A 24,886-nucleotide genomic window follows, 5' to 3' on the forward strand; every position below is an offset into this window, starting at 1 on the left:
AGTCCTAAATTTAAATCACTTTGTGGTACGTTTACTATATTAGCGTGATTTACCACGAATCAGTGTACCCACGCCTTCATTGGTAAAAATTTCTAATAGAACCGCATGTTCGACACGACCGTCAATAATATGTGCGGTTTTAACCCCTGCATGAACAGCTTCTAAAGCGCAACGAACTTTAGGCAACATACCGCCTGAAATCGTGCCATCTTCAATTAGATTTTGTACGGTTACAGAATCAAGCCCTGTTAAGACTTTGCCTTCTTTGTCTAAGACACCTGTTGTGTTAGTTAATAACATCAGGTTTTCCGCGCCTAAGACTTCCGCCAGTTTACCCGCGACTAAATCAGCATTGATATTGTAAGATTGTCCATCATCACCAACCCCAATCGGTGCAATCACGGGGATAAAATCGCCATGAATCAGGTGGGTTAAAATTTCTGTGTCAAAACTGGCAACTTCCCCGACATGACCAATGTCGATAATTTCGGAAGCATTCATTTCAGGACTGGTGCGGGTAAATGTGAGTTTACGCGCATGAATTAATTCCGCATCTTTCCCTGTGAGTCCGACCGCTTTTCCCCCTTGGCGATTAATCAAGGTGACGATGTCTTTATTGACTAAACCGCCTAATACCATTTGCACCACATCCATGGTTTCGGTATCGGTGATGCGCATCCCTTGAAAGAATTCACTTTGTTTGCCCAAGCGTTTGAGCACATCGCCAATTTGAGGGCCACCACCGTGGACAACAATGGGATTCATGCCTACTCGTTTGAGCAAGACCATATCGCGGGCAAAGCTTTGTTTTAGTGTTTCGTCAACCATGGCATTACCGCCATATTTCACCACGAGGGTTTTATCTTGATAGCGGTTGATGTATGGCAAGGCTTCAATTAACACATGAGCAACTGATTTTGCCGTTGGCGTTGTGAGCGACATATAAGTATCAATTCCTTTTTTAATTGAAAACGATAACAGGGGGGAGTGAAAAGGAGACGGAGATAAAACACATTGATTTTACTTGATGAAAAAAGGGCGATTTGATTCGCCCTTAATTTTTCTATTGGCTATTAACCTGCATTGACAGGAATTTTACCAATTTTTGCTTGCCATTCAGCAGGACCTGTTTTATGAACAGACGTTCCCGCAGAATCGACTGCAACAGTAACAGGCATATCTTGTACATCAAACTCATAAATCGCTTCCATGCCTAAGTCACCAAAAGCGACAACGCGGGATGAACGAATGGCTTTAGAGACTAAATAAGCCGCGCCACCCACTGCCATTAAGTAAACGGCTTTGTGTTTTTTAATCGCATCAATGGCTTTATCACCGCGTTCTGCCTTGCCAACCATGCCCAATAAGCCTGTTTTGGCAAGCATCATTTCGGTGAATTTGTCCATACGGGTGGCAGTGGTAGGGCCTGCAGGACCTACGACTTCATCGCGGACAGCATCAACGGGGCCGACATAGTAAATAAAGCGGTTGTTAAAGTCCACGCCTTCGGGTAAGCCTTTCCCTTGGGCAAATAAGTCGGCAATGCGTTTATGTGCCGCATCGCGCCCTGTCAGCAATTTACCATTGAGTAGTAAGCGTTCACCGGGTTGCCATTGCAGAATTTCTTCGCGGGTGACGGTGTCTAAATTAACACGACGGGTTTGTAAACCAGCTGCCCATGTGACCTGTGGCCAATCTTCTAATTTTGGGGCTTCTAAATTTGCAGGACCTGAGCCGTCTAAATAGAAATGGGCGTGACGGGTGGCGGCACAGTTGGGAATCATAGCGACGGGTAAAGATGCCGCATGGGTAGGATAATCAAGGATTTTAATATCTAATACCGTGGTTAAACCGCCTAAGCCTTGCGCACCAATGCCTAAAGCGTTGACTTTTTCGTATAACTCTAAGCGTAATTCTTCAACGCGATTTTTCGCACCACGGGCTTTGAGTTCATGAATATCAACATGCTCCATTAAGGCTTCTTTTGCCAGTAACACGGCTTTTTCTGCTGTTCCACCGATGCCTATACCTAAAATACCGGGAGGACACCAGCCCGCGCCCATTTTTGGCACAGTTTCTAATACCCAATCGACAATGCTATCGCTAGGATTGAGCATGGTAAATTTGGTTTTATTTTCAGAACCGCCCCCTTTCGCCGCGACTTTAACCTCGACTTTATCACCAGATACAAGTTCAACATGTACCACACCAGGCGTATTATCGCGGGTATTTTTGCGACTGCCAGCGGGGTCACTAACGACGGAAGCGCGGAGAGTGTTATCAGGATGGTTATACGCACGGCGAATGCCTTCATCGACCATTTCTTGAATGCTATGTTTAGCCTCAAAACGAACATCCATGCCGATTTTTAAAAAGACCACACAGATGCCCGTGTCTTGACAGATGGGGCGATGACCTTCAGCACTCATGCGGGAATTAACCAGAATTTGTGCCATAGCATCTTTAGCAGCGGCGGATTCTTCGCGCTCGTAAGCCTCGCCTAAGGCTTGGATATAATCTAAGGGATGATAGTAAGAAATAAACTGAAAGGCATCAGCGATACTTTGAACGAAATCTTCTTCACGAATGACTGTCATGGGGGTGTCCTACTTATGGTGTCAATAAAGTATTTATTATAACGCAAGCGTCAACTTGTCGGCATGTCTTTCCAAATATTGCATCAATGGGCGGAGATACCTTTTATCTAGTTCTTATATCCTTGAATCTTAGCAAAACTTGTTTTATGGGGTTTTCTTAACCAGTGTTTAAGATAAGCATCAAATTTGTTTTTCTTTAATATCTAGGGATATGCAATTTTTGACGAATTGACAAATAAATTTTAATGATTATCAATCTATTACTATCAGAAGTGTCATTATTATATGATGTGGACAAATCCTATTAATCGGCTTGTTGAAAACATTTTCGGACGTATTCCTTTACCGATTACCTTAACAGTGCCGTTTATCCTGCAAATGTTTGTCGCGTTACTTTTAATCATTGGTTTATCGTTTACGTATCGCTGGCAACTGGGGGAATCCTTTATGCGCCAGTTAAGCGAAACGGGATTGTCACAGATTGAAGAACATTTACAGAAATACTTGAGTTTACCTAATCACGTTTTAGCCTATAACGAAGCGTTATTTCGAGATAATCCACAGTGGTTAAAAGATAGCGATTATTTAGATCGACATTTTTTTCTACAACTACATCATTTTAATGAGATTGACAGCATATGGTTTGCTACCATTGATGACCGCTTTTTAAGCGTTGTGCGGATGCATAATCATCAATCACTCAGCAGTTTAAAGAGCAGTAATAGCAATGCGTTAAAACAAGTCTTGCATAATAATAATGGGGATGAGACGCATGTTGAAACACATCCCAATTTTTCCTTTAAAGAATCTATGTGGTATCAAACCCCTTTAATTAAAAACTGGGGGGCATGGTCAACCATTACAAGCAATGATTTACCGCTGTTAATACACCCACAATGGGTATTAAGCAAACCTTTATACGACAAGCAAGGGCAATTAATTGGCGTGTTGGGTGTCGGAATAGATTTGTATGATATGAGTGATGCTTTAAATAAGACCTTAATCAGCGAAAACAGCAAAGTCATTATATTTACAGCCGTTGGACAGCTCATTGCTATTGGCACGCATCGTAATTATGACAATAATATCCCTCAACAAGATAATTTACTTTACGACAATATTTTTACCAGTGAATACCCATTACTTAAAACCATTAGTAATGTCTTACATCCTTTATTAAAAAAAAATAATCAATTCATCGGTATCCATCAAACGCCAATTTCTTATAACAATCAACGTTATATTCTAACTACGAAAGCAGTCAGCGATTCGTATGATTTAACATGGTTTATTACGATTGTTGTACCAGAATTAGATTTTCTCACCACAATTTATCGAGATTCGCTAGACATGATAGTACTGGCAATCCTCGCAATATTACTCTTTACATGGTTTAGCATTCGCACTGCCCGCTGGGTTATCCGTCCGATACTATCCCTTGATGATGCCGCGCAAGAATTAGCCATGGGTAACTGGTCACATCCTTTACCACCCGTACACCGTGTTGACGAAATTGGTAGCTTATCCCTCTCTTTCAACACCATGGCGCGTCAACTACAAGCCTCTATTGCAACACTGAAAATTAAAAATGAAGAGTTACAACAACTCAACCAATTGAAAGAAATTAAATTTCATAACATGGCGGCAATGGTACCTGGCGTTATTTTCCAATGGTACGAAAAAAGCAACGGACAACAAGGTTTTTACTATGTTAGCCCTCGCTGTTGGGATTTATACGGCATCAGTGCGGAAGAATTACAAGCAGGCACACAAGGTTTACCCGTTCATCCCGATGATAATGTGCTATGGCGGGATAATTTACGCCGTGCGATTGAACAAGGAGAAGATTTATCTTTCGAAGGACGATTTGCCCTACAAAATGGGGAAGTAAAATGGTGGCGCACCATTGCAAAACCCGTTGTAAGCCGTAACGAAGTCGTCTTAAATGGCATCATTATTGACATTACCCAACAACGCGCCCTAGAAGAATCCTTACGCCAAGCCAAAGAAGATGCAGAACAAGCAAAGTTAGAGGCTGAAGTTGCTAACCATGCAAAAAGCCGTTTTCTTGCCAATATGAGCCATGAACTGCGTACCCCCATGAACGCGATTCTAGGCTTTGCACAACTCATGATTCGTGATAGTCAAGTTACCGAATTACAACAAGAAAATCTTAATATTATTATAGAAAGCGGTGAACACCTACTAGAACTTATCAATGATGTGCTGGAAATGTCGAAAATTGAAGCAGGGCGTGTTGTACTCAATAAAACGGTGTTTGATTTTACTCAAGCACTACACAATGTTTTAAAAATGCTCAGAATACGGGCTAAAAATAAAGGATTATTACTCCTTGAGAATATCGATAGAACCGTCCCACGTTACATTAAAACGGATGAAAATAAATTACGGCAAATCCTCATCAACCTCATTGCTAACGCCATTAAATTTACCGAACAAGGTGATGTACGGATATATGTCAGCTACCAACCCACAATAGCTCAACAATCCGCACAACTTTACTTTGCTATCAGCGACACAGGTATCGGCATTGCAGCGGGAGAAATTAATAATTTATTTGAAGTTTTTCAACAAGGTATTTACCATAACAAACAGTATGAAGGCTCTGGCTTAGGCTTACCCATCAGTCGCCAATTCGTACAACTGTTAGGGGGTGACATTACCGTAGAAAGCGAACTCGGAAAAGGCTCAACTTTCACCTTCAATATCCCCATAGAATCAGTTGATATCAATACACTACCAACAATAGAGCCGACAGCTAATCTCTGCAAAGTCACAGGACTAATACCCGACCAACAATCTTACAAATTACTCATTGTTGAAGACAATGACGAAAGTCGCTTACTGTTAAAACGCCTACTTGAAGGGGTTGGATTTGAAGTGAATGAAGCCTGCGATGGTCAACAAGCAGTCAGCTTATGCCAATGGTGGCAACCTGATTTAATTTGGATGGACATTCGTATGCCCATCATGAACGGCTATGAAGCCACCAAACAGATTAAAGCCCAAGCAGGCGACAAAAAAATCATTATCATCGCCCTTACCGCCAGTGCCTTTGAACACGAACGCCAACACATTTTAGATGCAGGCTGTGACGACTTTGTCCGTAAACCGTTTAGAGAAAGAGAAATTTTTGATAAACTGACCCAACATTTAGGGGTACACTTTACCTACTTCACCCCCACAGATAGCCCCACCACACCCCCAAACGAACAAGCAGAAACAGAACAACACCTGTTAGAACAACAATTAAAAACCTGTATGCCTGAATGGTTAAACGCCTTACAACTGGCAGCAGCAAAAGCAGATGACGATTTAGTTTTACAACTATTACAACAACTACCCGCAACCTACCATCCGCTCACTGAACAGATGGCAACGCTAGCGCACGACTTTCAGTTTGATATGATTATCAACCTGTGTCACACAGCCCTTTCCTCCTCCAGTCATCGGCAGATAACATAAATGGACAGTTCTAGCCCCCACTTAAACAAGGATGTTACGCAGAAGGATAATATCCTCATCGTAGATGATACCCTCCCCAATTTACGCCTGCTCTCTAACATGCTAAACGAACAAGGCTACAAAGTGCGTGGCGTGACAAATGGAAAAAGTGCGTTAACCGCTATTCACCTATCCCCACCAGATTTAATCCTGCTAGATATCAACATACCAGACATGAACGGTTATGAAGTCTGCGAACACCTCAAAGCCGACGAACAAACCCGTGATATTCCTGTTATCTTTATCAGCGCAATGCACGACATTATTGATAAAGTCAAAGCCTTCAGCATTGGCGGTGTGGACTACATCACCAAACCCTTTCACGTTGACGAAGTCCTTGCCCGCGTGCGTACCCACCTCACTATTCGCCACCTACAAAAACGGTTAGAACAAGCCAACCAAGAACTCTACCGCCAAGCCACCCTAGACGGTCTAACCCAAATCGCTAACCGTCGCCGTTTTGATGACTACCTCAAACAAACATGGCAACAAATGGTCTATCAACACAAATCAATGGCGTTAATCCTAGCAGACATAGACTACTTCAAAGCCTACAACGACACATACGGACACCTACAAGGAGACGACTGCTTAAAACAAGTTGCACAATCCATAGAATCCGCTGTTCACCGCTCAACAGACCTTGTTGCCCGTTATGGCGGGGAAGAATTCGCCGTGATTCTGCCCGATACAGAAAAAACAGGCGCGTTACACATTGCAAAACAAATTCAAGCAAAACTACAAACACTCGCTTTACCTCACAGCAAATCCAGCGTAAGCCAATTATTAACCCTTAGCATTGGTGTCGCTAGTATTCTCCCACAAGGCGACAGCGCAAACCCTAATACAGGAGTCAACCTACTGATTCAAAAAACAGATAATGCCTTATATCAAGCAAAATCTGTAGGACGTAACTGCATTCAGTGGATGGATTAGACGAAAAGGAATGAGAGTGAGTTCAATTAGAATTAACTAACGCGAGTACAGCGAGTTTCTTTTAAAAAGACAACAGCTTGTCTGAATCAGAATTCACAGAATTTTCAGAATTAGCAGGATTAAAAAGCATTATTCGCCTGAGTTCGGCGAGATTTTTTAAAAAGACAAGCATTTGTCTGAATCAGGATTTTCAAAATTAACAACGCGAGTACGGCGAAAAATGGCTTAAATAAAAAGAGGTTGAGAAGGATTTAACAAATTAAAGCCATCATCAAGTTTAGGATTAATACGAGACATCAAAGAAGGCTTATGGAGCTTCCAAGTATAGGCAATAAGCCCCGCAATGACATTGACCATAAACCCCAAGACACTCAACTGTTGTTCCCATAAAGGCATAAACCATTTACTAAAGTCGTCGATTGAGCAGAACAGGCTTGTTATCATATCCATGGTTGTACCTTTGGAAAGTGGGGGTGGACGTTTGGTGATGTTCCATTATTCCTACTTTTCCTTTAGGTACAACTTTTTATTTCTTCCATTCCGCTTCTTTCTAGCTTAATCATTAATCCCCTGTTTTATATCTATTATCGCGCCGTATTCAGGTTATTAATTATTGAGTTCTTGACGTGTTTTATGATTGATAACAATTGCTATGTTTCATATTACGTTACGCTTAAAAAAATCACTGTTACTCCTGTTAGGCATTAGTATCTTATGCGGACTGATGCTGTTAGGTTGGTATTTATGGCTACAATGGGGCATGTTGATTGTGAATAACTACGACCCACAATATTGTTTTTAATATTCGAATTCTAAAAGTAAAGACCTGCTAGGTTTTCAAAACCTAGCAGGTCTTTTAATACAGCTAAACCGATAAGATTAAAGCCCCATCCGTTCCCCGACATAACGGGTACGTTGTTCTGTAATTACCTGATATTCCCCCGCTATCCAGCGTTTCTCAATTTGCCAATAATCAGGGCTTTGCTTATGACTAACGACGGCATTAGCGGCTAAAGTTAATAAAACCGCTTGGGCTTTTTGTGTATGCAAATCATTGGTTTTTAAAGCAGCCCAATCAATGACAGTATCTAAAGGACGTTTATTGCTATCAACTTGAAACGGTTCATAAAATAATCTATCTGTATTAGTAAATGTGCGTACCATATTGGGCTGATACTTATCCATCACTTGAATGGATTGCGTCGGACGATGCACGACGGCTAATAACGTGTAACCTGCTTCATTCGCCGTGTCGATACTGGTTAAATAATACTGTTCGCTATCCACAACCCCATATTGGCGCAAAATCTGTTGAAAAAATGTGGTTGCATGTTTCATCCGTTGAAAAACAACGCCTGTTTCGCCAGAATCAGGTACATCAGCTAAACGCTTGCCATAAGCCGCTTCGTAAGTATCATCTAATGTGATTTTTGCCTGTGCCTGAATCAAACCCGTATTAATTTGACGGGTACTTGTTGCCATGTAATAAGGAACAGCGGCAATCCCTTCAAGTAAACCTGCGGCAATTTGTATCGGTGATAAAATTAAAATACCTAAACCCGTTAACGCACTAGAAAAACCATGTACAACACTGGGGGCATTTTGATTCGGCGTAGCACAAGCCGTTAAGACACCACAAAGCACTAATAATCGAATGCTTTTCATTGCAGACCTCTTTAAAATAAACAGTGTTTAGTAGTAAGATTAACTATAATTAAACACCGTTTAATAATCAAATCCGTTATAACCACTATAAAAAGACAATGAGTTTATTCAACTTATTATTTTTGAATAATTATTCTTGATTTAATCCATCATTAGATATGCTAATATCCTTTTAACAAGGAGTTACCCCTATGCTTTACCATTCACTAATTTGTAAAAACAGGCATAAAAAACCTGATAAGAACTACTTTATATTGCGCTAAATTCCATTACTATAAGCGCACTATTACGTCAGCCATCGATAAAGAGGCGTTATTTAGGATAAGGTTTCATGTTAAAGAAAATTGCCATATTCAGTGCTTTTTGTGTGATATTACCTGTTCACGCTGCGAGCTTTGATTGCAAAAAAGCGCAAGCAGAGATTGAACAAACAATTTGTAATGATAAAGATTTAAGCGCGTTAGATAGTCAATTAGGCAAAACCTATAACAGTTTATTAAAAATACTTGCTAAAAAAGAAGCTAGTTTTTTACGGCAAACCCAGCGTTATTGGGCGCAAACCCGCGAGAATAACTGCGATATTCACAATGCTGCTTGTTTAGCCGCTTTATATCGACAACGTTTAACAACACTTGATTTTTTTAAATCTCCCGATTATTTAGAAACGCCAACAGGGCGAGCGAGTGGGATTTATCAGTTAGGTGGAAATATGGAAATGGTGGTTGAAGCGTTATCTGCACAAGAATTGGCGGTTAATATCAGCGGTGCTGAACCCACAAATGGGCGTTGGATTTGTGATTTTGGCGGACAAGGCACGTTAGAAAATGGCGTATTGGCAATGAAAGCCTTAGATGATGCTATTGTGAAAGTAACTTTTGCGAAAAATCAGGCGACAGTGGACGAGGGCGAAGAGAGTCTATTTTGTGGCATGGGTGGCAGTTTAAACGGAAAATATCAAAAGCAATAAGTGCATTTTTTAACCTAAGTACTTGCAAAGACTACCCTGTCATTTCAAAATTTTTATCGTGATGATGTAATGAGTTGCTGAAAAATACGGCAACTTTAAAACATCAACGATTGCATCATGATAGATGCGCACTCATTTATCATGGTTTTTTCATGGTGTGCAGTAGTAAATCAGGAGATAGGAATGGCTAACCCCATCAATAAATACAGTGCCAAAATCACTCAACCGAAATCACAAGGCGCGTCTCAAGCCATGTTATATGCAACAGGCTTAGAAGAAGTAGATATGAGCAAGGCGCAAGTAGGTATCGGCAGCGTTTGGTATGAAGGCAACCCTTGCAACATTCATTTATTAGACCTCGCGCAAAAAGTCAAAGAAGGCGTAATCGCTGCGGGTTTAGTGGGAATGCGCTTTAATACCGTAGGGGTCAGCGATGGGATTTCGATGGGCACACGCGGAATGAGTTTTTCATTACAATCCCGTGACTTAATTGCAGACTCCATTGAAACCATTATGGGTGGACAATGGTACGATGCCAATATTTCCCTACCTGGTTGCGATAAAAACATGCCAGGTTGTTTAATAGCGATGGGGCGTTTAAACCGCCCGTCATTAATGATTTATGGCGGAACAATTCGCCCTGGTTATAATAAAAAACAAGAACCGATTGATATTGTAACCGCGTTCCAATCTTATGGCGCGTTTATCTCTGGCAAAATTACCGAAGAAGAACGTCAAGACATCGTGCGTCATGCCTGTCCTGGTGCTGGGGCTTGTGGTGGCATGTACACCGCTAATACCATGGCATCCGCCATTGAAGCCCTCGGCATGAGCTTACCTTATAGCTCCTCTACACCTGCAACAGAAGCCTATAAATTAGAAGAGTGTTTTAACGCAGGGGTTGCGATACGCAATCTATTAGAAAAAGACATTAAACCCCGTGACATCATGACCCGTGCCGCGTTTGAAAATGCCATCGTCATGGTGATGGCGTTAGGGGGGTCAACCAATGCCGTATTACACCTCATTGCCATTGCTCGCTCTGTAGATGTTGATTTAAATATTGATGACTTCCAACGGATTAGCGATAAAACTCCTTTCTTAGCCGATTTAAAACCCAGTGGTTTATATGTGATGGAAGACGTACACCATATCGGTGGTACACCTGCCATCATGAAGTATTTACTAGAAAAAGGCTTGTTAGACGGTAGCTGTTTAACCGTTACAGGCAAAACCATTGCGGAAAACTTAGCCGATTTACCCGCTTTAAAAGCAGGGCAACAAGTTATTCGTCCCTTAGAAAATCCGATTAAACCCACAGGACATATTCAAATCCTCAAGGGTAATCTTGCCCCAGGTGGTTCTGTCGCTAAAATTACAGGTAAAGAAGGCTTACGCTTTACGGGGACTGCAAAAGTCTATGACTGTGAAGAGGATATGCTCAGTGCATTAGAGCGTAAAGAAATCCAAAAAGGCGACGTGGTTATCATTCGTTATGAAGGACCTAAAGGCGGGCCGGGTATGCCCGAAATGCTCACGCCAACCTCTGCCATTATGGGCGCGGGTTTAGGCAATGATGTAGCGTTATTAACGGATGGTCGTTTTTCAGGCGGTTCTCATGGCTTTATCGTCGGTCATATCGTGCCCGAAGCCCAAGAAGGCGGCCCTATTGCGTTAGTGAAAAATGGTGACATCATCACCATTGATGCAGAAAACAAACGTATTGATATTGATGTCAGCGATGCAGAATTGGCAAAACGTCGCACGGAATGGAAACAACCGCCGTATAAAGCTAACCGTGGCACGTTATACAAATACATCAAAAATGTGAAAAATGCCTCTGAGGGTTGCGTCACTGACGAATAGCCTCATGTTTTAGGCTTATATCATATCGCGTTCCAACAGACCTGCTAGGTTTTTAAAACCTAGCAGGTCTTTTTTTGTCTGAATCAGGATTTTCAGGATTTAAACTCTGAAATAAAAAAATTAATGCGAATGAGTCTGTTAAATTCAGCTATAGTAACCGTACCATAAAGTGATTTGAATCTAGGACTGGCAGTCCTGTGAGGACTGCCAGTCCTTCATGTCGTTTTATAATAACCTGAGTTCGGCGAGTTTCTGTTAAAGAAACAACGACTTGTCTGAATCAGAATTCACAAAATTTTCAGAATTAGCAGAATTAAAAAGCATGATTCATCTTACTTTTTGGTTTAAGGGTTTTAAATTCCGCTAATTCTGTTAATTCTGAAAATCCTGATTCAGACAATGTTGTAATCTTGTCTGGTTAATCTTGATGAAAAACAAGAGAATAATCTCTGCCAGTCCGTCAAACCTTTTCGCGTGTTCCAACAGACCTGCTAGGTTTTGAAAACCTAGCAGGTATCTGTTTTATTTTATAAAACTCGCCGAACTCCGGTTATAATACGTTTGCTATAAATTCAGCTAATCCTGAAAACCCTGTGAATTCTGATTCAGACAAAAATCAATAGGGTTTAGGAAAATGATATATCCTGATTTTCTAAGATATTTTTCAATTATTCCCGTTTTCCTCCCCAAAAAAACCATACTATCCACGCAATCAGTAAACAGCCGATGAGGATGACTAGCCAGCGGTCGTTTGTCATGTTTAAGCTCCAAGGGTGGGTTTAAAGTAGCGTAAACGGTTGGCATTGGTAACGACTGTGACGGAACTGGCTGCCATCGCCGCGCCTGCAAACATGGGGGAAAGTAATAGTCCAAAGGCAGGGTATAAAACCCCCATCGCAATGGGTATTCCTAGAATGTTGTAAATAAATGCACCAATTAAATTTTGTTTGATATTTTGCAGGGTGGCGCGACTGATTTGTATCGCGGTGGCAACGCTGGTGAGTTTGCCTTGTATTAACGTGATGTCACTGGCTTCTATGGCAACATCAGTGCCTGTGCCGATGGCGATGCCGACGTGGGCTTGTGCTAAGGCGGGCGCGTCGTTGATGCCATCGCCTACCATGGCAACAATGCGTCCTTGTGTTTGTAGAGATTTAATTTTATTGGCTTTATCAGCGGGGAGTACTTCGGCTAAAACGTCGGTAATGCCAATTTGTGTGGCGATGGCTTGGGCGGTGCGTTGGTTGTCACCTGTCATCATCACGACGTTTAAGCCCATGTGTTGCAGGGTGCGAATGGCTTGGGCGGAGTCGGGTTTTATCGGGTCTGCAATGGCAATGATGCCGATGAGTTGTTGATTAACAGCAAGATAAACAGGGGTTTTACCTGCTTGGGCGAGTTGGGTCGCGGTGTCGGTTAATGAGCTGGTTTCAATGGCTTGGCTTTGTAGTAGTTTGGCGTTGCCGAGTAATAAAGTTTTGTCGGCAAGTTGTCCTTGTACACCATAGCCTGCTAAGGCGTTGAAGTTGTGAACTTCATCAAGGGGTATGCCTTGCGCGGCTTGGACAATGGCTTGTCCTAGTGGGTGTTCTGAGTAGCGTTCTAGGCTGGCGGCGTAGTGTAAAATTTGGTTTTTGTCGTAGCCTTCAATGGGGATGATGTCGGTAACGCTGGGTTGTCCTGTGGTGATTGTGCCTGTTTTATCAAGAACGATGGTGTCTATTTTTTGGATTTGTTGCAGGGCATCGCTGGCACGTATCAGAATACCGTATTCTGCGGCTTTGCCTATGCCGACGGTGATAGATGTGGGGGTTGCGAGTCCTAAGGCACAAGGGCAGGCGATGACGAGCGTGGTGATAAGGGCAATAGTAGCATAGACAAGGTGGGGTTCTGGGCCAATGACGTACCAAACCATGAAGGCGATAATGGCGAGTATCATGACGGTGGGCACGAAGTAGCTGGCGACTTTGTCAACAAGGCGTTGTATGGGGGCTTTAGAGCTTTGCGCGGCTTGTACCATTTGGATGATGTGGGCGAGTGCGGTGTCTTGTCCGACTTTTTGGGCGCGGAAGCGGAAAGTGCCTGTTTTATTGAGTGTCGCGCCAATGACTTCGTGACCACTTTGTTTGTCCACGGGCATGGCTTCACCTGTGAGCATGGATTCATCTACGCTGCTGTTACCTGAGATAATAATGCCATCAACGGGGATTTTTTCACCAGGGCGAACGATGACGATATCGCCAACTTGTACGGCTTCAATGGGGATATCTATCTCTTTTTCGTCGCGTAAGACACGGGCGGTTTTGGCTTGTAGTCCGATTAGTTTGCGAATGGCTTCGGAGGTTTTGCCTTTTGCCTTAACTTCTAGGGCGTTGCCAAGGAGTACAAGGGTTACAACAACGGCGATGACTTCCCAAAATACTTCGGCGGCGTGGTGAGGAAACCATGTCGGAAATAGGACGGCAATGCTGGAGTAGATAAAGGCGGCGGTAATGCCTAAAGCAACAAGGGTGTTCATGTTTGCCGTGCGGTGTTTAAAGCCTGCCCAAGCCCCTACATAAAAGTGTGACCCCGACCAGAACATAACAGGCAAGCAAAGTAAGCCTAAAACTCCCCAGAGCCATCGCCGTTCTTCTGTTCCCATCGCGGGCAGCCAGTCTTGTTGTCCGAATAGCATTTCAGGATAGCTGAGTAGCATCACGGGCAGGCTAATGAGTGCGGAAAACCAAAATTTACGCATCAGAATTTGATATTCTCTCACATTTTCTTGTAATTGTTGTTCGCTTCGAGTCGCTTGGGATTCTGCTTGAAGAACTTTTGCATCGTATCCACGACTTTGTACGGTTTGCCGTAAGCTTTCTATATTAATTTGTTGCGGAAGGTAGCTGATTTCAGCCTCGCCCGCGAGTAGGTTTACATTAGCAGATACAACGCCTTGTTGTTGCAAAATGGCTTCTTCTACGGTTGCAACGCAGGAGGCGCACATCATGCCTTTAATGGCAAGGCGGGAGGTTTGGGGGGATTCTGAGGAGTTCATTTTTAAACTTTAGTGTTTAGCGTGTGAATCGTTAATTTTGTACTGATTCGTAAGTAGTTGGCTAAAAGTTGCTAAGGAATCAATGAGTACAGCTTGTTTTAAAGAGTGGGTGAGTAACGCCATGTCTGTGGTGGTATTATACTGACCTTTAGTTAGTGCCGAGGTTTCAAGGATAGTTGTGTATCTGTGAATAGTTGTTGAAAAGCGGATAAAGAGTCGCTTAATATGGCTTGTTTTAAATAGTAAGCAAGTAATTCTATGTCTGTAATGACATTTATTTGTTCTACCAGTGATACGGGAAGCTCTCCGAAACGAATTTCTAAAATCGTTAAGACATCTCGCCGTTTTTCTTTCTGTTGACCTTGCTCGATACCACGCTCCATTCCACGCTCTATTCCACGTTGTATACCTTGCTCGATACCACGCTCTATTCCCTGTTGTACACCCAACTGCACACCCTGAGCATACCAACGTTGTACATGTTCCTCTAACATAATGCCGACCTTTACCTTTGAGTTAGTGTCGAGGTTTCAAGGATAGTTGTGTATCTGTGAATAGTTGCTGAAAAGCGGATAAAGAGTCGCTTAATATGGCTTGTTTTAAATAGTAAGCAAGTAATTCTATGTCTGTAATGGCATTTATTTGTTCTACCAGTGATACGGGAAGCTCTCCGAAACGAATTTCTAAAATCGTTAAGACATCTCGCCGTTTTTCTTTCTGTTGACCTTGCTCGATACCACGCTCCATTCCACGTTGTATACCTTGCTCGATACCACGCTCTATTCCCTGTTGTACACCCAACTGCACACCCTGAGCATACCAACGTTGTACATGTTCTTCTAACATAATGCCGACCTCTTCTAAATTGTTAACCTCTGGAATAGGGGTATCTGGTAGATGATGTGGTAAATAAATTTGTTTTAGCCATGTTGTAAAGGCTCGTCTTAAGCCCGCTTGTTCTGGCGTTGCTAACCAATCAATTAATGCCTTTACTACTTCTACCATTATAGTATTGGCTTGTTCATGATTGCGGCTGTTTTCCATACGAAATAGGGCTGCAACCAGATTTTTTAAGGGGGAAAGCTCTGCATCTTGATAGGCTAACTCATCAATCAAGAGATAATGGAGTTGAGGGCGATATTTTTCCAAGCCTTCAGGGGCGGCATGAATAAGCGTTTCTAAGGATGTTTCAGCATTCCAGCGTTGATTGCCATTGTAGAGTACTAAAGGCAAAACAGGAGGGAGTTTATGCCGTTTAGTGAGTTTTTTCGTTTTTATCAAATGCTGATATAACAAGCCAATATAAACCCACATCCGAACCGCCATAAAATCATCAATAGATGATTGAAATTCTAAAATAATATAAATATAAAGCCATTTTTTCCGATAGCGAACTCGCCAAATTACGTCATCATTACGATTTTTCAGATTTTCACTGATAAAGTCCGTTTTATAAGGCTCTAACGTACTGAAATCGACATGCTCGACCCATTTTTCATGAACAAAACCCGTCAATAAATCTCTAACCATCTCAGGATGGCTAAACAATAATTTATAACTGTTATCATGAGTATTCATTTTTAATCTATTTTTTTAACTAAATGAAAAGATTGCATAGATTAGGTAGAATTTATCACTATACCTAGCCAAAAAGGGATTATATACACAGAGTAAATGCTGAATTTGCTATGATTAAACTCAGGTTCACTTCTTGCTACCTTATAAAATAACGTTAATTTTTACAACGAACGATTCATAATTAACCAAAACACCAACGCTTGCGGGGATATGATAATGATGGAACAGACTTTAAAAGACATGATGACGCTCACGGGACTTTCTGAAAAAGATTACGAAATTTTACGAAAATATGCCCCTCAATTAGAACTATGGGCAGATGCTTTAGTTACTGTTTTTTATGATACTTTATATGCTTACGAACCCACTGCGGCAGTTTTTCAAGATAACGAGCGCAAAACCCGCGAGGGGACTTTAAAAGCGTGGTATTTAGCCGTTGTAAAAGGGAATTATGATAAACATTTTTGGGAACAACAATGGACAGTAGGCTTAATTCACATTGCTAAACGAGTGACTAATCCCTACATGCTCGGCATGACCAGCCGTTTACAACAAGTCTTTCTCAATAAATGCTTATGTACCTTTAGCCAAAGTGAGACAGAGCAAGTTTACGGCGCATTTAAACGCATGACGGACACTATCGCAGGCATTATTGCTGAAGGGTACTTTATTAACTATATCCAAGCGATGGAAAACATTGGCGGATTTAAACAACCCTTATTACAGCGCATGATGGCATTAGAAATCGATAAAAAATTGGCGGCATTAAGAAGTTAAGTTTATTCATCAGAGATGCCTTGATTAATGCATATCTCTTTATTTGAAATAATGCCCGCTACAATTGTGAAATTGTCATACTTCATCCATAATTATGGCTGTATCGCCTGTTAGGGTTTAACGGGTGTTTAGCGCAACAAAAGGTCAGGAATCACTCAGCATGTCTGGAAAAACTTTATACGATAAATTATGGGATGAGCACGTTGTACGGATTGATGAAAATGGCTTTGCCTTACTCTATATCGACCGTCAACTCGTCCATGAAGTCACTTCTCCCCAAGCCTTTGAAGGCTTACGTTTAGCGAATCGTAAACCGTGGCGTATTAATGCAAATTTGGCTGTGCCAGACCATAACGTCCCGACAACGGCTGAGCGTAAAGGGGGCGTTTCTGCTATCGTTGACCCCGTTTCGCGTCTGCAAGTGCAGACTTTAGATGAAAATTGCCAATTTTTTGGCATCCCCGAATTTACAATTAACGATCCGCGTCAAGGGATTGTCCACATTATCGGCCCTGAACAAGGCGCAATCCTCCCTGGTATGACCGTTGTTTGTGGCGATTCTCACACAGCCACACACGGCGCATTCGGCGCGTTAGCCTTTGGTATTGGCACTTCTGAAGTTGAACACGTGTTAGCCACACAATGCTTAATTCAGAAAAAATCTAAAAACATGCTCATCAGCGTTGATGGACAAGTACAAGCAGGTGTGACCGCAAAAGACATTATTCTTGCCATCATTGGCGAAATCGGCACTGCAGGCGGTACGGGCTACGCCATTGAATTCGGTGGCACTGCCATTCAAGCCCTTTCCATAGAAGGTCGTATGACCGTCTGCAATATGGCAATTGAAGCGGGCGCACGGGCAGGCATGATAGCGGTTGATGAAAAAACCATCGAATATGTCAAAGGTCGTCCCTATTCTCCAAAAGGCGCAGAGTTAGACCAAGCGATTACCGTCTGGCGGACATTGCACAGTGATACGGATGCCGTATTTGACAAAGTGTTACACCTTGATGCCAGCGAAATTAAGCCACAAGTCACATGGGGAACATCTCCCGAAATGGTTTTACCCATTGATGGCATTGTGCCAGACCCTAGCAAAATCAGTGACCCTGTCCGCGCTGATGGCGTGCGCCGTGCATTAGACTATATGGGTTTAGCTGCGGGTACACCTATCAGCGAAATTAAACCCGATAAGGTCTTTATTGGTTCCTGTACCAATGGACGGATTGAAGACTTACGCGCAGCCGCCGAAGTCGTCAAAGGCAAAAAAGTGTCTAACAGCATTAAATTAGCCTTAGTCGTTCCTGGTTCTGGTTTAGTCAAAGCTCAAGCTGAAAAAGAAGGGTTAGACAAGATTTTCAAAGAAGCAGGATTTGAATGGCGTGAACCTGGTTGTTCTATGTGTTTAGCCATGAACGCCGATTATTTACAACCGGGTGAGCGTTGCGCTTCAACCTCAAATCGCAACTTTGAAGGTCGTCAAGGTCAAGGCGGACGGACTCATTTAGTCAGTCCCGCAATGGCTGCCGCTGCTGCAATCGCGGGGCATTTTGTGGCGGTTTAACCGCTTCTTAATTTTGTTAAATAGCCTGCTTTCGGCGAGTTTTCTGAATAAAACTGAGACCTGCTAGTTTTTGAAAACCTAGCAGGTCTTTTTTTGTCTGATTAAGTTTAAATATGCTGTAAGCCCACGACGTAAGTTTTAATCAACGTTTCTAATAATTCGTGGACAGATTCCGCGCCAACTATCGCCAATTTTCCTGTTAATGCCAGAATACAAATACCATGCACGCTTCCCCACAGTGCGTGGGTTACTTTGCTTAATTCGGGCAAATGTTGGTCTGGTAACAGTGTTTTGAGATGTGATTCGACCAGCGCGAACAGTTGTGCAATTTTGGGATAGTACCAAGCGGGTAGGACAGGGTCAGCAGGGCGGTTATATTCAAAAATCATTAACCAGCGTTGTGTATTGGTCATGGCAAAATTTAAATAAGCGCGTCCTAGTGCGGTTAAACAAGCTGTTGCGTCGGTTTCTTGGGTGGCAATTTCGGCAATCATGCTGTACAGCTCATCAAGCGTGCGCCCGTTAATTTGCATAATTAAATCGTCTAAATTTTCAAAAACTAAGTATAAACTGCCAACGGTATAACCAATTTCTTTCGCAACTTTGCGGGTGCTAAGTTCGCGCCATCCTTGTTCTGTAATAATATTCTCTGCGGCTTGTATGGCTAATTGTTGAATTTCTTCCCGACTGTGATCATTCCGTCTGCCCATTACGCATAAGTCCTTACTGGCAATCAGTATTGATGAAAAAATTGTTTCTAATTAAACGCTGTATTTTTACATATTTTACGATGGAATGATGAAACAAATTCATATTTGTAACATTTTTATAACATCACTGTTTTTGATGCAATTCGATTACGCCCTGCATCTTTAGCTTCATATAACGCTTGGTCAGCAATAGCAACAAGGCGGTCAAGTGGGATGTTTGCATGAGGAATTAGGGTTGCAATGCCTATGCTCAGGGTAATGTGTTTTGCAACGTGGGAGTATTCATGCACGATGGCTTTTTCTTGTAGGTTGGCTTGTATGCGTTGTGCAACATGTAACGCACCTGCTTCATCTGTATTGGGTAGAATGATGGCAAATTCTTCTCCGCCATAACGGGCGACTAAATCCGCAGGGCGTTTAATAGAGTTCATTAATGCTGCCGCGACTTGTTGTAAGCAGTCATTGCCTTGCAAATGCCCATATTTATCATTGTAATTTTTGAAAAAATCAACGTCCGCCATGATTAGTGAGAGTTGTTTTTGTTCGCGACACATTTGTTTCCATGTTTGTGCATAGTACTCATCGAACCAATAGCGATTGGCAAGTTGGGTTAATTGGTCATGGGTTGCGAGTTGTTGCAAATCGGCATTGGCTTTTTCTAAATCAGCGTAGGCTTTTTGTAAGGCAATTTCTGTTTGTTGGCGTTGATAAATTTCTTGTTGTAGTTTGTAGTTCATACTTAAGACGGCTTTTTCTGCTTCTATTGCTCGAATTAAGCGTACACGTTCCTCTTGGGCTTTTTTCTGTGCGGTGATGTCTAGTAAAACGGTAATAATGGTTTGTTGTCCGTTGTATTCCATGCGTTGTAAAAATAGGGAAACCCATAAAATGGTTTGATTATCAAGCCGTTTATGACGTACTTCTTTATGTCGTAATTGCCCATTCTGGGCTAAAAATTGTTCTATCACGGTTTGACGCTCACTAGGGTCTGCATATAAGTCTAATGTGCTGCGTCCTAATAATTGGTTGACCGCAACGCCATAAACGGTATGAACTTGTGAATTTGCAAATAAAATCCGTCCGCTTTCTATCTCATTAATCACTAATGGAATGGGTAGCATTTCCATGATAAGGCGGAAACGTTCTTCGCTGGCTTGTAAGGCTTGTAAATAGTGGGTGCGTTCTTGTTCTGCTTGACGGCGTTTACTGATGTCTTGGAAAACCGCGATGGCGTAACGAACTTGATGTTTTTCATCAAAAACAGGTGTACCCCATGATTCTAAAGGAATGCGTTTATCATTTCGTAAAATTTCAATATTATCAATGGTGCAAGTTTCTCCCGCTAAGGCTTTAGCAAGGAGTAATTCTTCGGTGGGGTAAAGTTGATTCGTACCTGCGAGGTAATAGTGATAGCTTTTTGATAAAGTTTGGACATTAACGCCAGAGGAGACATCTTGCCCTGTAATCATTTGCCCCATGCGATTGATATAAATTACTTTTCCTTGATGGTCAGTTACTAATAGACCCACAGGTAAAGATTCTAAGATTTGTGTCAGGCGGTGTTCATTATCGCTTAATTCAGCGCACAGCCGCATGTTTTCAATAGAAACTTCTGCAAGTTGTAAGTGAATACGCATCCGTGCAAGTAATTCATCTTTCCAAACGGGCTTAACCAGATAGTCATTTGCGCCAGCGTTTAAACCTGACACTAAATCATTCACTTGGTTTTTTGCGCTGATGATAATAATGGGTAATTCATTGGCGTTATATCGAGCACGGACTTTTTTACAGACTTCATACCCCGTCATTTTTGGCATCATGATATCTAAGAGGATTAAGTCTGGTTTTACGCCATCCTCAAGAATTTGCAAGACTTCATGCCCGCTGGTTGCGTGAATGAGTTCATATCCGTGTGGCGTTAAGTAATTGCTTAATACATGAAGATTAATCAGTTCATCATCAACCAGCAGAATTTTGCCTAAAGTGTGTTGATTGGGGTAAACGCGGGCAATTTGTAAAACTTCGCTGAGTAAATTGGGTTCATAACGCACAGGGCAATAGGTTAGCGGGGTTAAGACTTGCGACATGTTGGAGGCAATGGGAAGGCTCACGGTAAAGCAAGAACCTTGTTCTTGGATGGAAGTCACGCTAATTTGTCCGCCGTGTAGCTCTACCAATTGTTTGGTAATGGCAAGCCCTAAACCTGTTCCGCCATAAGTACGTGCAGTTTGTCCATCGGCTTGTTCAAATGATTCAAAAATACGGGCAATATCTTCAGGAGCAATGCCAATCCCTGTGTCTTGGATATGAATTTGCACCATCGGTGGTGCGAGGGTTGCAGTAATAGAAATACTGCCTTGCGGTGTAAATTTAATCGCGTTACTGAGTAAATTATTTAAGATTTGTTGTAAGCGATTTTCATCTGCCAGTATTAACGGCAAATCCGTAGCAATTTGATTATAAAGGGTTAAATGTTGCTGCTTGACAAGTGGTGCATTGAGTTGACAAGCAATATCAACCGCCTCACGCACGCTGATGGGTTTTAACTGCAGTTGTAAATCTTTATGCTTTAGTTTTGAAAAATCTAATAAATCATTGACTAAATTAGCTAAACGTCGTCCACTCATAGCAATCATGCTGAGATTTTGCTGAATGTGCGGGTTGAGCGTCTGCTCTGTATTGTCTAACAACGATTCTGCAAGCCCAATAATCCCATTAAGCGGGGTACGTAATTCATGCGAGGTATTGGCTAAAAACTCATCTTTTAATTGGTCTAATCGCTTTAACTCCGCATTTTTATCTGCCAATCTCTTAATTGTTGCGTTTAATTGTTTAGCAAGACGACGAAAAGCCTGCGCTAATTGATTGAGTTCTTTAGTATGTGTGACTCGTATTGGGTAGTGCCATTCTCCCTGCATAAAGCGTTGTACGGCAATATGAAGGTTAAAAATAGGCTGTCCTATCCAATGTGCTAACCAAATGCCAATGATGACTGCTAAACAGAAGATAAAGAGTGAAACAGATAAGGTAATTTGATTTTTTTCGGTTAAATGTTCGGTAAAGTCTGACTGTGGGATAACAATCACAATAAGCCAGTCTAAGCCCCATTGGTCATTAAGAGGGGTCACTTGGGCTAAATAAGAACGGTTTTCAAAATCAAAAGTTAAGTTTTTTTCCATCCAAATATCTTTAAAACTATGTAGTTGTGTCAAGATATTTTGCCCAGCACTGTGAATAAGGGGGTCTAGGGTAGAGTCCAGATTCAAGCGGGTATAGTGCCCATCTTGTTTATAAAATGTGGGAGACTCGTTAGAAGTAGCGATTAATTGCCCCGAACGGTCAATGATAAATAATTGTCCAAAATCACCTAATTTAAATTTATGTAAAAATTGATGAATCCCAGAAAATAATAACGATGTTCCAAATATACCCTGTAATTGCTGTTGTTTGTCATACACGCCCTGTACTGCCGTAATGGCTAATTCTTGTTCACCCAAAGAAATGAAAACTTCACTCCAGACGGGGCGCGAGTGTTCACGGGCGACTTTAAACCATGGTCGCTCAGTCGGCAGATAGTCTTCAATCTGGCGTTGAAATTTGCCTCGCGTGCCTTCTGCATTAATCGCATAAAATTGTAAAGCACGCTCTTTGGCATGACCTTGTAAGATAAATTGTTCGCCGCTGGCATTTTGTCCCGCACCGATTAATTGATTATCAGGGGTTGCAAAATAGCTATAGCTAATGCTGGGAAAGGTATGAATTTGTTTAACGAAAAAGTTTTCTAATTGTGATAAATCTTGTGTATTTTCTTGATTAAGAGAATTTATGAGTGCATTTGCATTGACTTGATTTACTAAATGCGCAGTTGCCAAATAATTTTGAATATTTTCTTGAATGCGGTTTGTCACTTCGTGGCGTAATTCTTCGGCGATGTTATTGACGACTTGATGCCCATAATACAGCGGTAATCCGCTGGTTAAACTCACGACAATGACAATGAGTGAAATAAAAGGGATAGTTAGCATTACACGGAGTGGTATCCGTTTCGTAAAACGCACTAACCAAGCACGCCAATAGTAAGACATATTTTTAATAATAAATGGGTGTAAGCAAAAGGTTATTGAGCGTCATCCTTACGCCACGTTAGCAATGTTTATCCAATTCAATAAAACCCGTTTTCCTTAATTATGTAGGGTAATGTAGCAGTCTCTTATAAAGAAGAGAAAAATAAATTTTAACCTCAGTCTAAATGCGAGTAACCAACTTCATTGTTTAAAACCACTTATGTTAAAAATTTCATGCAACAATTAAGCACGATTCCTAAGCTTAAGTTAAGAATCACAACATACTTAACCAGAGCCGTGAGATATTTTATAAATTAAACAGTTTATTAAGGCGTAAAATCGCTTTAGCTATTTTACAAAGATAAGGGGTTTTCTTCCTTCTTTTTTCTTTACCCCGCTACGCAGGATAAAGAAAAAAGAAGCAATATAGTAAACGCACTATAAAACGGTAAAAAGCGTGATTCACCTGACTTTTGGGTTTGAGGGTTTTAAATCCTGAAAATCCTGATTCAGACAAGATTACAACATTGTCTGAATCAGGATTTTCAGAATTAACAGAATTTTCAGAATTAAAAAGACAAGAAAATTAAAAGAATAAAAAATTATGTTTTTAATTGTTTTTAATTCTGCTAATTCTGTGAATTCTGATTCAGACAAAAAAAGACCTGCTAGGTTTTAAAAACCTAGCAGGTCTCTGTTTTATTTTATAAAACTCGCCGAACTCAAGTTACTGTATTAAGTTTCTTAACCAATGAGGAAAAAACGATATGACTATCTGGAATCCACAGCAATATTTAAAATTTGGCGATTATCGTTTGCGTCCTGCTTTGGATTTAATTGCACGTATTCCTTTAGCGACGGCGCAAGTTGTGGTTGATTTAGGATGTGGCGCGGGAACGGTTAGCCCACATTTGCAAAATCGTTGGCAGATGGCGCGGGTGATTGGGGTTGATAGTTCTGCGGATATGTTGGCTCATGCACGTCAACAGTATCCACAAATAGAGTGGGTACAATCAGATATTGCAAGCTGGCAACCCAGTGAATCTTGCGATATTTTGTTTTCTAATGCGGTGTTACATTGGTTAGTACATCATGATGTTTTATTGCCCCGTTTATTGCAGTGTGTCAAACCATCAGGCATTTTTGCGATACAGTTGCCTATGAGTTTTGATACACCATCGCATACGTTGATAACTCAAACGGCTTTACAAGGAGTTTGGGCAGAAACTTTGCGCCCGTTGTTGCGTGAATCGCCTGTTCAGTCTCCTGAATATTATTATGATTTGCTCGCCCCACATGTGCAGGCACTTGATATGTGGGAGTCTGTTTATTGGCATGTGTTGACAGGTGAGAATCCTGTTGTGGAATGGATGAAAGGGACTTGGTTAAAGCCTTTATTAGATGTGCTAAATCCTGAAGAACAACGTGCGTTTGAACAAGCGTATCGGGCAGTGATTGCACAGGCTTATCCGCGCCGAGCAGATGGTTCAACGCTTTTTCCTTTTCGCCGTTTATTTTTAATAGCTCAGTGTTAAAGATGGAATAAATTGCTTTCTCATCTTGCCCGAATTATGATTACTGCGTATTACGATTTTTA

17 protein-coding genes are annotated in these 24,886 nt (G+C 41.6%); 8 read left to right on the forward strand and 9 right to left on the reverse strand.

Annotation, left to right across the window (positions count from 1 at the left end; genetic code table 11):
* Window positions 1-39: 39 nt before the first annotated feature.
* Together argB and BEGALDRAFT_RS05310 are read right to left on the reverse strand one after the other, a co-directional pair.
* On the reverse strand, window positions 40-942 hold the full coding sequence (gene argB, locus BEGALDRAFT_RS05305) for an acetylglutamate kinase (protein ID WP_002684425.1): 903 nt from the start codon (window positions 940-942) through the stop codon (window positions 40-42).
* A gap of 131 nt (window positions 943-1,073) precedes the next feature.
* Window positions 1,074-2,597, reverse strand: coding sequence for a fumarate hydratase (locus BEGALDRAFT_RS05310; RefSeq protein ID WP_002684426.1), 1,524 nt, complete (start codon window positions 2,595-2,597; stop codon window positions 1,074-1,076).
* A gap of 285 nt (window positions 2,598-2,882) precedes the next feature.
* Between BEGALDRAFT_RS05310 and BEGALDRAFT_RS17940 the strand changes: the two genes are divergently transcribed.
* Both BEGALDRAFT_RS17940 and BEGALDRAFT_RS05320 read left to right on the forward strand, forming a co-directional pair.
* Entirely contained in the window at window positions 2,883-6,083 is a 3,201-nt protein-coding gene (locus BEGALDRAFT_RS17940) for a HAMP domain-containing hybrid sensor histidine kinase/response regulator (RefSeq protein ID WP_002684427.1), read from the forward strand.
* Window positions 6,084-7,058 (forward strand): diguanylate cyclase domain-containing protein, encoded by a 975-nt coding sequence (locus BEGALDRAFT_RS05320; RefSeq protein WP_002684428.1) that lies wholly within the window; start codon window positions 6,084-6,086, stop codon window positions 7,056-7,058. It begins immediately after the preceding gene.
* Window positions 7,059-7,283: 225 nt separating this feature from the next.
* On the opposite strand, the gene BEGALDRAFT_RS05325 is transcribed toward BEGALDRAFT_RS05320, so the two are convergent.
* Window positions 7,284-7,508 (reverse strand): hypothetical protein, encoded by a 225-nt coding sequence (locus BEGALDRAFT_RS05325; protein WP_002684430.1) that lies wholly within the window; start codon window positions 7,506-7,508, stop codon window positions 7,284-7,286.
* Between the two features lie 202 nt (window positions 7,509-7,710).
* On the opposite strand from BEGALDRAFT_RS05325, the gene BEGALDRAFT_RS19130 reads away from it, so the two are divergent.
* Window positions 7,711-7,860: a hypothetical protein gene (locus tag BEGALDRAFT_RS19130; RefSeq protein WP_002684432.1), complete on the forward strand. Its 150-nt coding sequence runs from the start codon at window positions 7,711-7,713 to the stop codon at window positions 7,858-7,860.
* A gap of 77 nt (window positions 7,861-7,937) precedes the next feature.
* On the opposite strand, the gene BEGALDRAFT_RS05330 is transcribed toward BEGALDRAFT_RS19130, so the two are convergent.
* Window positions 7,938-8,723, reverse strand: coding sequence for a hypothetical protein (locus tag BEGALDRAFT_RS05330; protein ID WP_002684434.1), 786 nt, complete (start codon window positions 8,721-8,723; stop codon window positions 7,938-7,940).
* A 331-nt stretch (window positions 8,724-9,054) separates the two neighbouring features.
* Here BEGALDRAFT_RS05330 and BEGALDRAFT_RS05335 point away from each other — a divergent pair, with 331 nt between their 5' ends.
* Both BEGALDRAFT_RS05335 and ilvD read left to right on the forward strand, forming a co-directional pair.
* Window positions 9,055-9,690, forward strand: a complete 636-nt coding sequence (locus BEGALDRAFT_RS05335; protein ID WP_002684436.1) for a lysozyme inhibitor LprI family protein — start codon at window positions 9,055-9,057, stop codon at window positions 9,688-9,690.
* Between the two features lie 183 nt (window positions 9,691-9,873).
* Entirely contained in the window at window positions 9,874-11,556 is a 1,683-nt protein-coding gene (ilvD, locus tag BEGALDRAFT_RS05340) for a dihydroxy-acid dehydratase (RefSeq protein ID WP_002684438.1), read from the forward strand.
* A gap of 760 nt (window positions 11,557-12,316) precedes the next feature.
* Here the strand turns inward: ilvD and BEGALDRAFT_RS05345 are convergent.
* From BEGALDRAFT_RS05345 to BEGALDRAFT_RS05355, 3 genes are all read right to left on the reverse strand, one after another.
* A complete protein-coding gene (locus tag BEGALDRAFT_RS05345; RefSeq protein ID WP_002684442.1) occupies window positions 12,317-14,593 on the reverse strand; it encodes a heavy metal translocating P-type ATPase in 2,277 nt (758 codons plus the stop codon).
* 152 nt (window positions 14,594-14,745) lie between these two features.
* Window positions 14,746-15,087: an RpnC/YadD family protein gene (locus tag BEGALDRAFT_RS17945; protein ID WP_002684444.1), complete on the reverse strand. Its 342-nt coding sequence runs from the start codon at window positions 15,085-15,087 to the stop codon at window positions 14,746-14,748.
* A 22-nt stretch (window positions 15,088-15,109) separates the two neighbouring features.
* Window positions 15,110-16,171 carry an Rpn family recombination-promoting nuclease/putative transposase gene (locus BEGALDRAFT_RS05355; RefSeq protein ID WP_002684446.1) on the reverse strand — a complete coding sequence of 354 codons (1,062 nt, stop codon included), beginning with the start codon at window positions 16,169-16,171 and terminating at the stop codon, window positions 15,110-15,112.
* Between the two features lie 216 nt (window positions 16,172-16,387).
* On the opposite strand from BEGALDRAFT_RS05355, the gene BEGALDRAFT_RS17950 reads away from it, so the two are divergent.
* Window positions 16,388-16,948, forward strand: coding sequence for a protoglobin domain-containing protein (locus BEGALDRAFT_RS17950; protein ID WP_002684456.1), 561 nt, complete (start codon window positions 16,388-16,390; stop codon window positions 16,946-16,948).
* Between the two features lie 160 nt (window positions 16,949-17,108).
* A complete protein-coding gene (gene leuC / locus BEGALDRAFT_RS05365; protein ID WP_002684459.1) occupies window positions 17,109-18,515 on the forward strand; it encodes a 3-isopropylmalate dehydratase large subunit in 1,407 nt (468 codons plus the stop codon).
* A gap of 107 nt (window positions 18,516-18,622) precedes the next feature.
* Here leuC and BEGALDRAFT_RS05370 read toward each other — a convergent pair whose 3' ends face one another.
* Window positions 18,623-19,225: a TetR/AcrR family transcriptional regulator gene (locus BEGALDRAFT_RS05370; RefSeq protein WP_002684461.1), complete on the reverse strand. Its 603-nt coding sequence runs from the start codon at window positions 19,223-19,225 to the stop codon at window positions 18,623-18,625.
* A gap of 116 nt (window positions 19,226-19,341) precedes the next feature.
* Window positions 19,342-23,310 (reverse strand): diguanylate cyclase domain-containing protein, encoded by a 3,969-nt coding sequence (locus BEGALDRAFT_RS17955; protein WP_002684462.1) that lies wholly within the window; start codon window positions 23,308-23,310, stop codon window positions 19,342-19,344.
* A gap of 746 nt (window positions 23,311-24,056) precedes the next feature.
* Between BEGALDRAFT_RS17955 and BEGALDRAFT_RS05380 the strand changes: the two genes are divergently transcribed.
* Entirely contained in the window at window positions 24,057-24,824 is a 768-nt protein-coding gene (locus BEGALDRAFT_RS05380) for a methyltransferase domain-containing protein (RefSeq protein ID WP_002684464.1), read from the forward strand.
* Window positions 24,825-24,886 lie beyond the last annotated feature (62 nt).

Source organism: Beggiatoa alba B18LD, assembly GCF_000245015.1.
Taxonomy (GTDB): domain Bacteria; phylum Pseudomonadota; class Gammaproteobacteria; order Beggiatoales; family Beggiatoaceae; genus Beggiatoa; species Beggiatoa alba.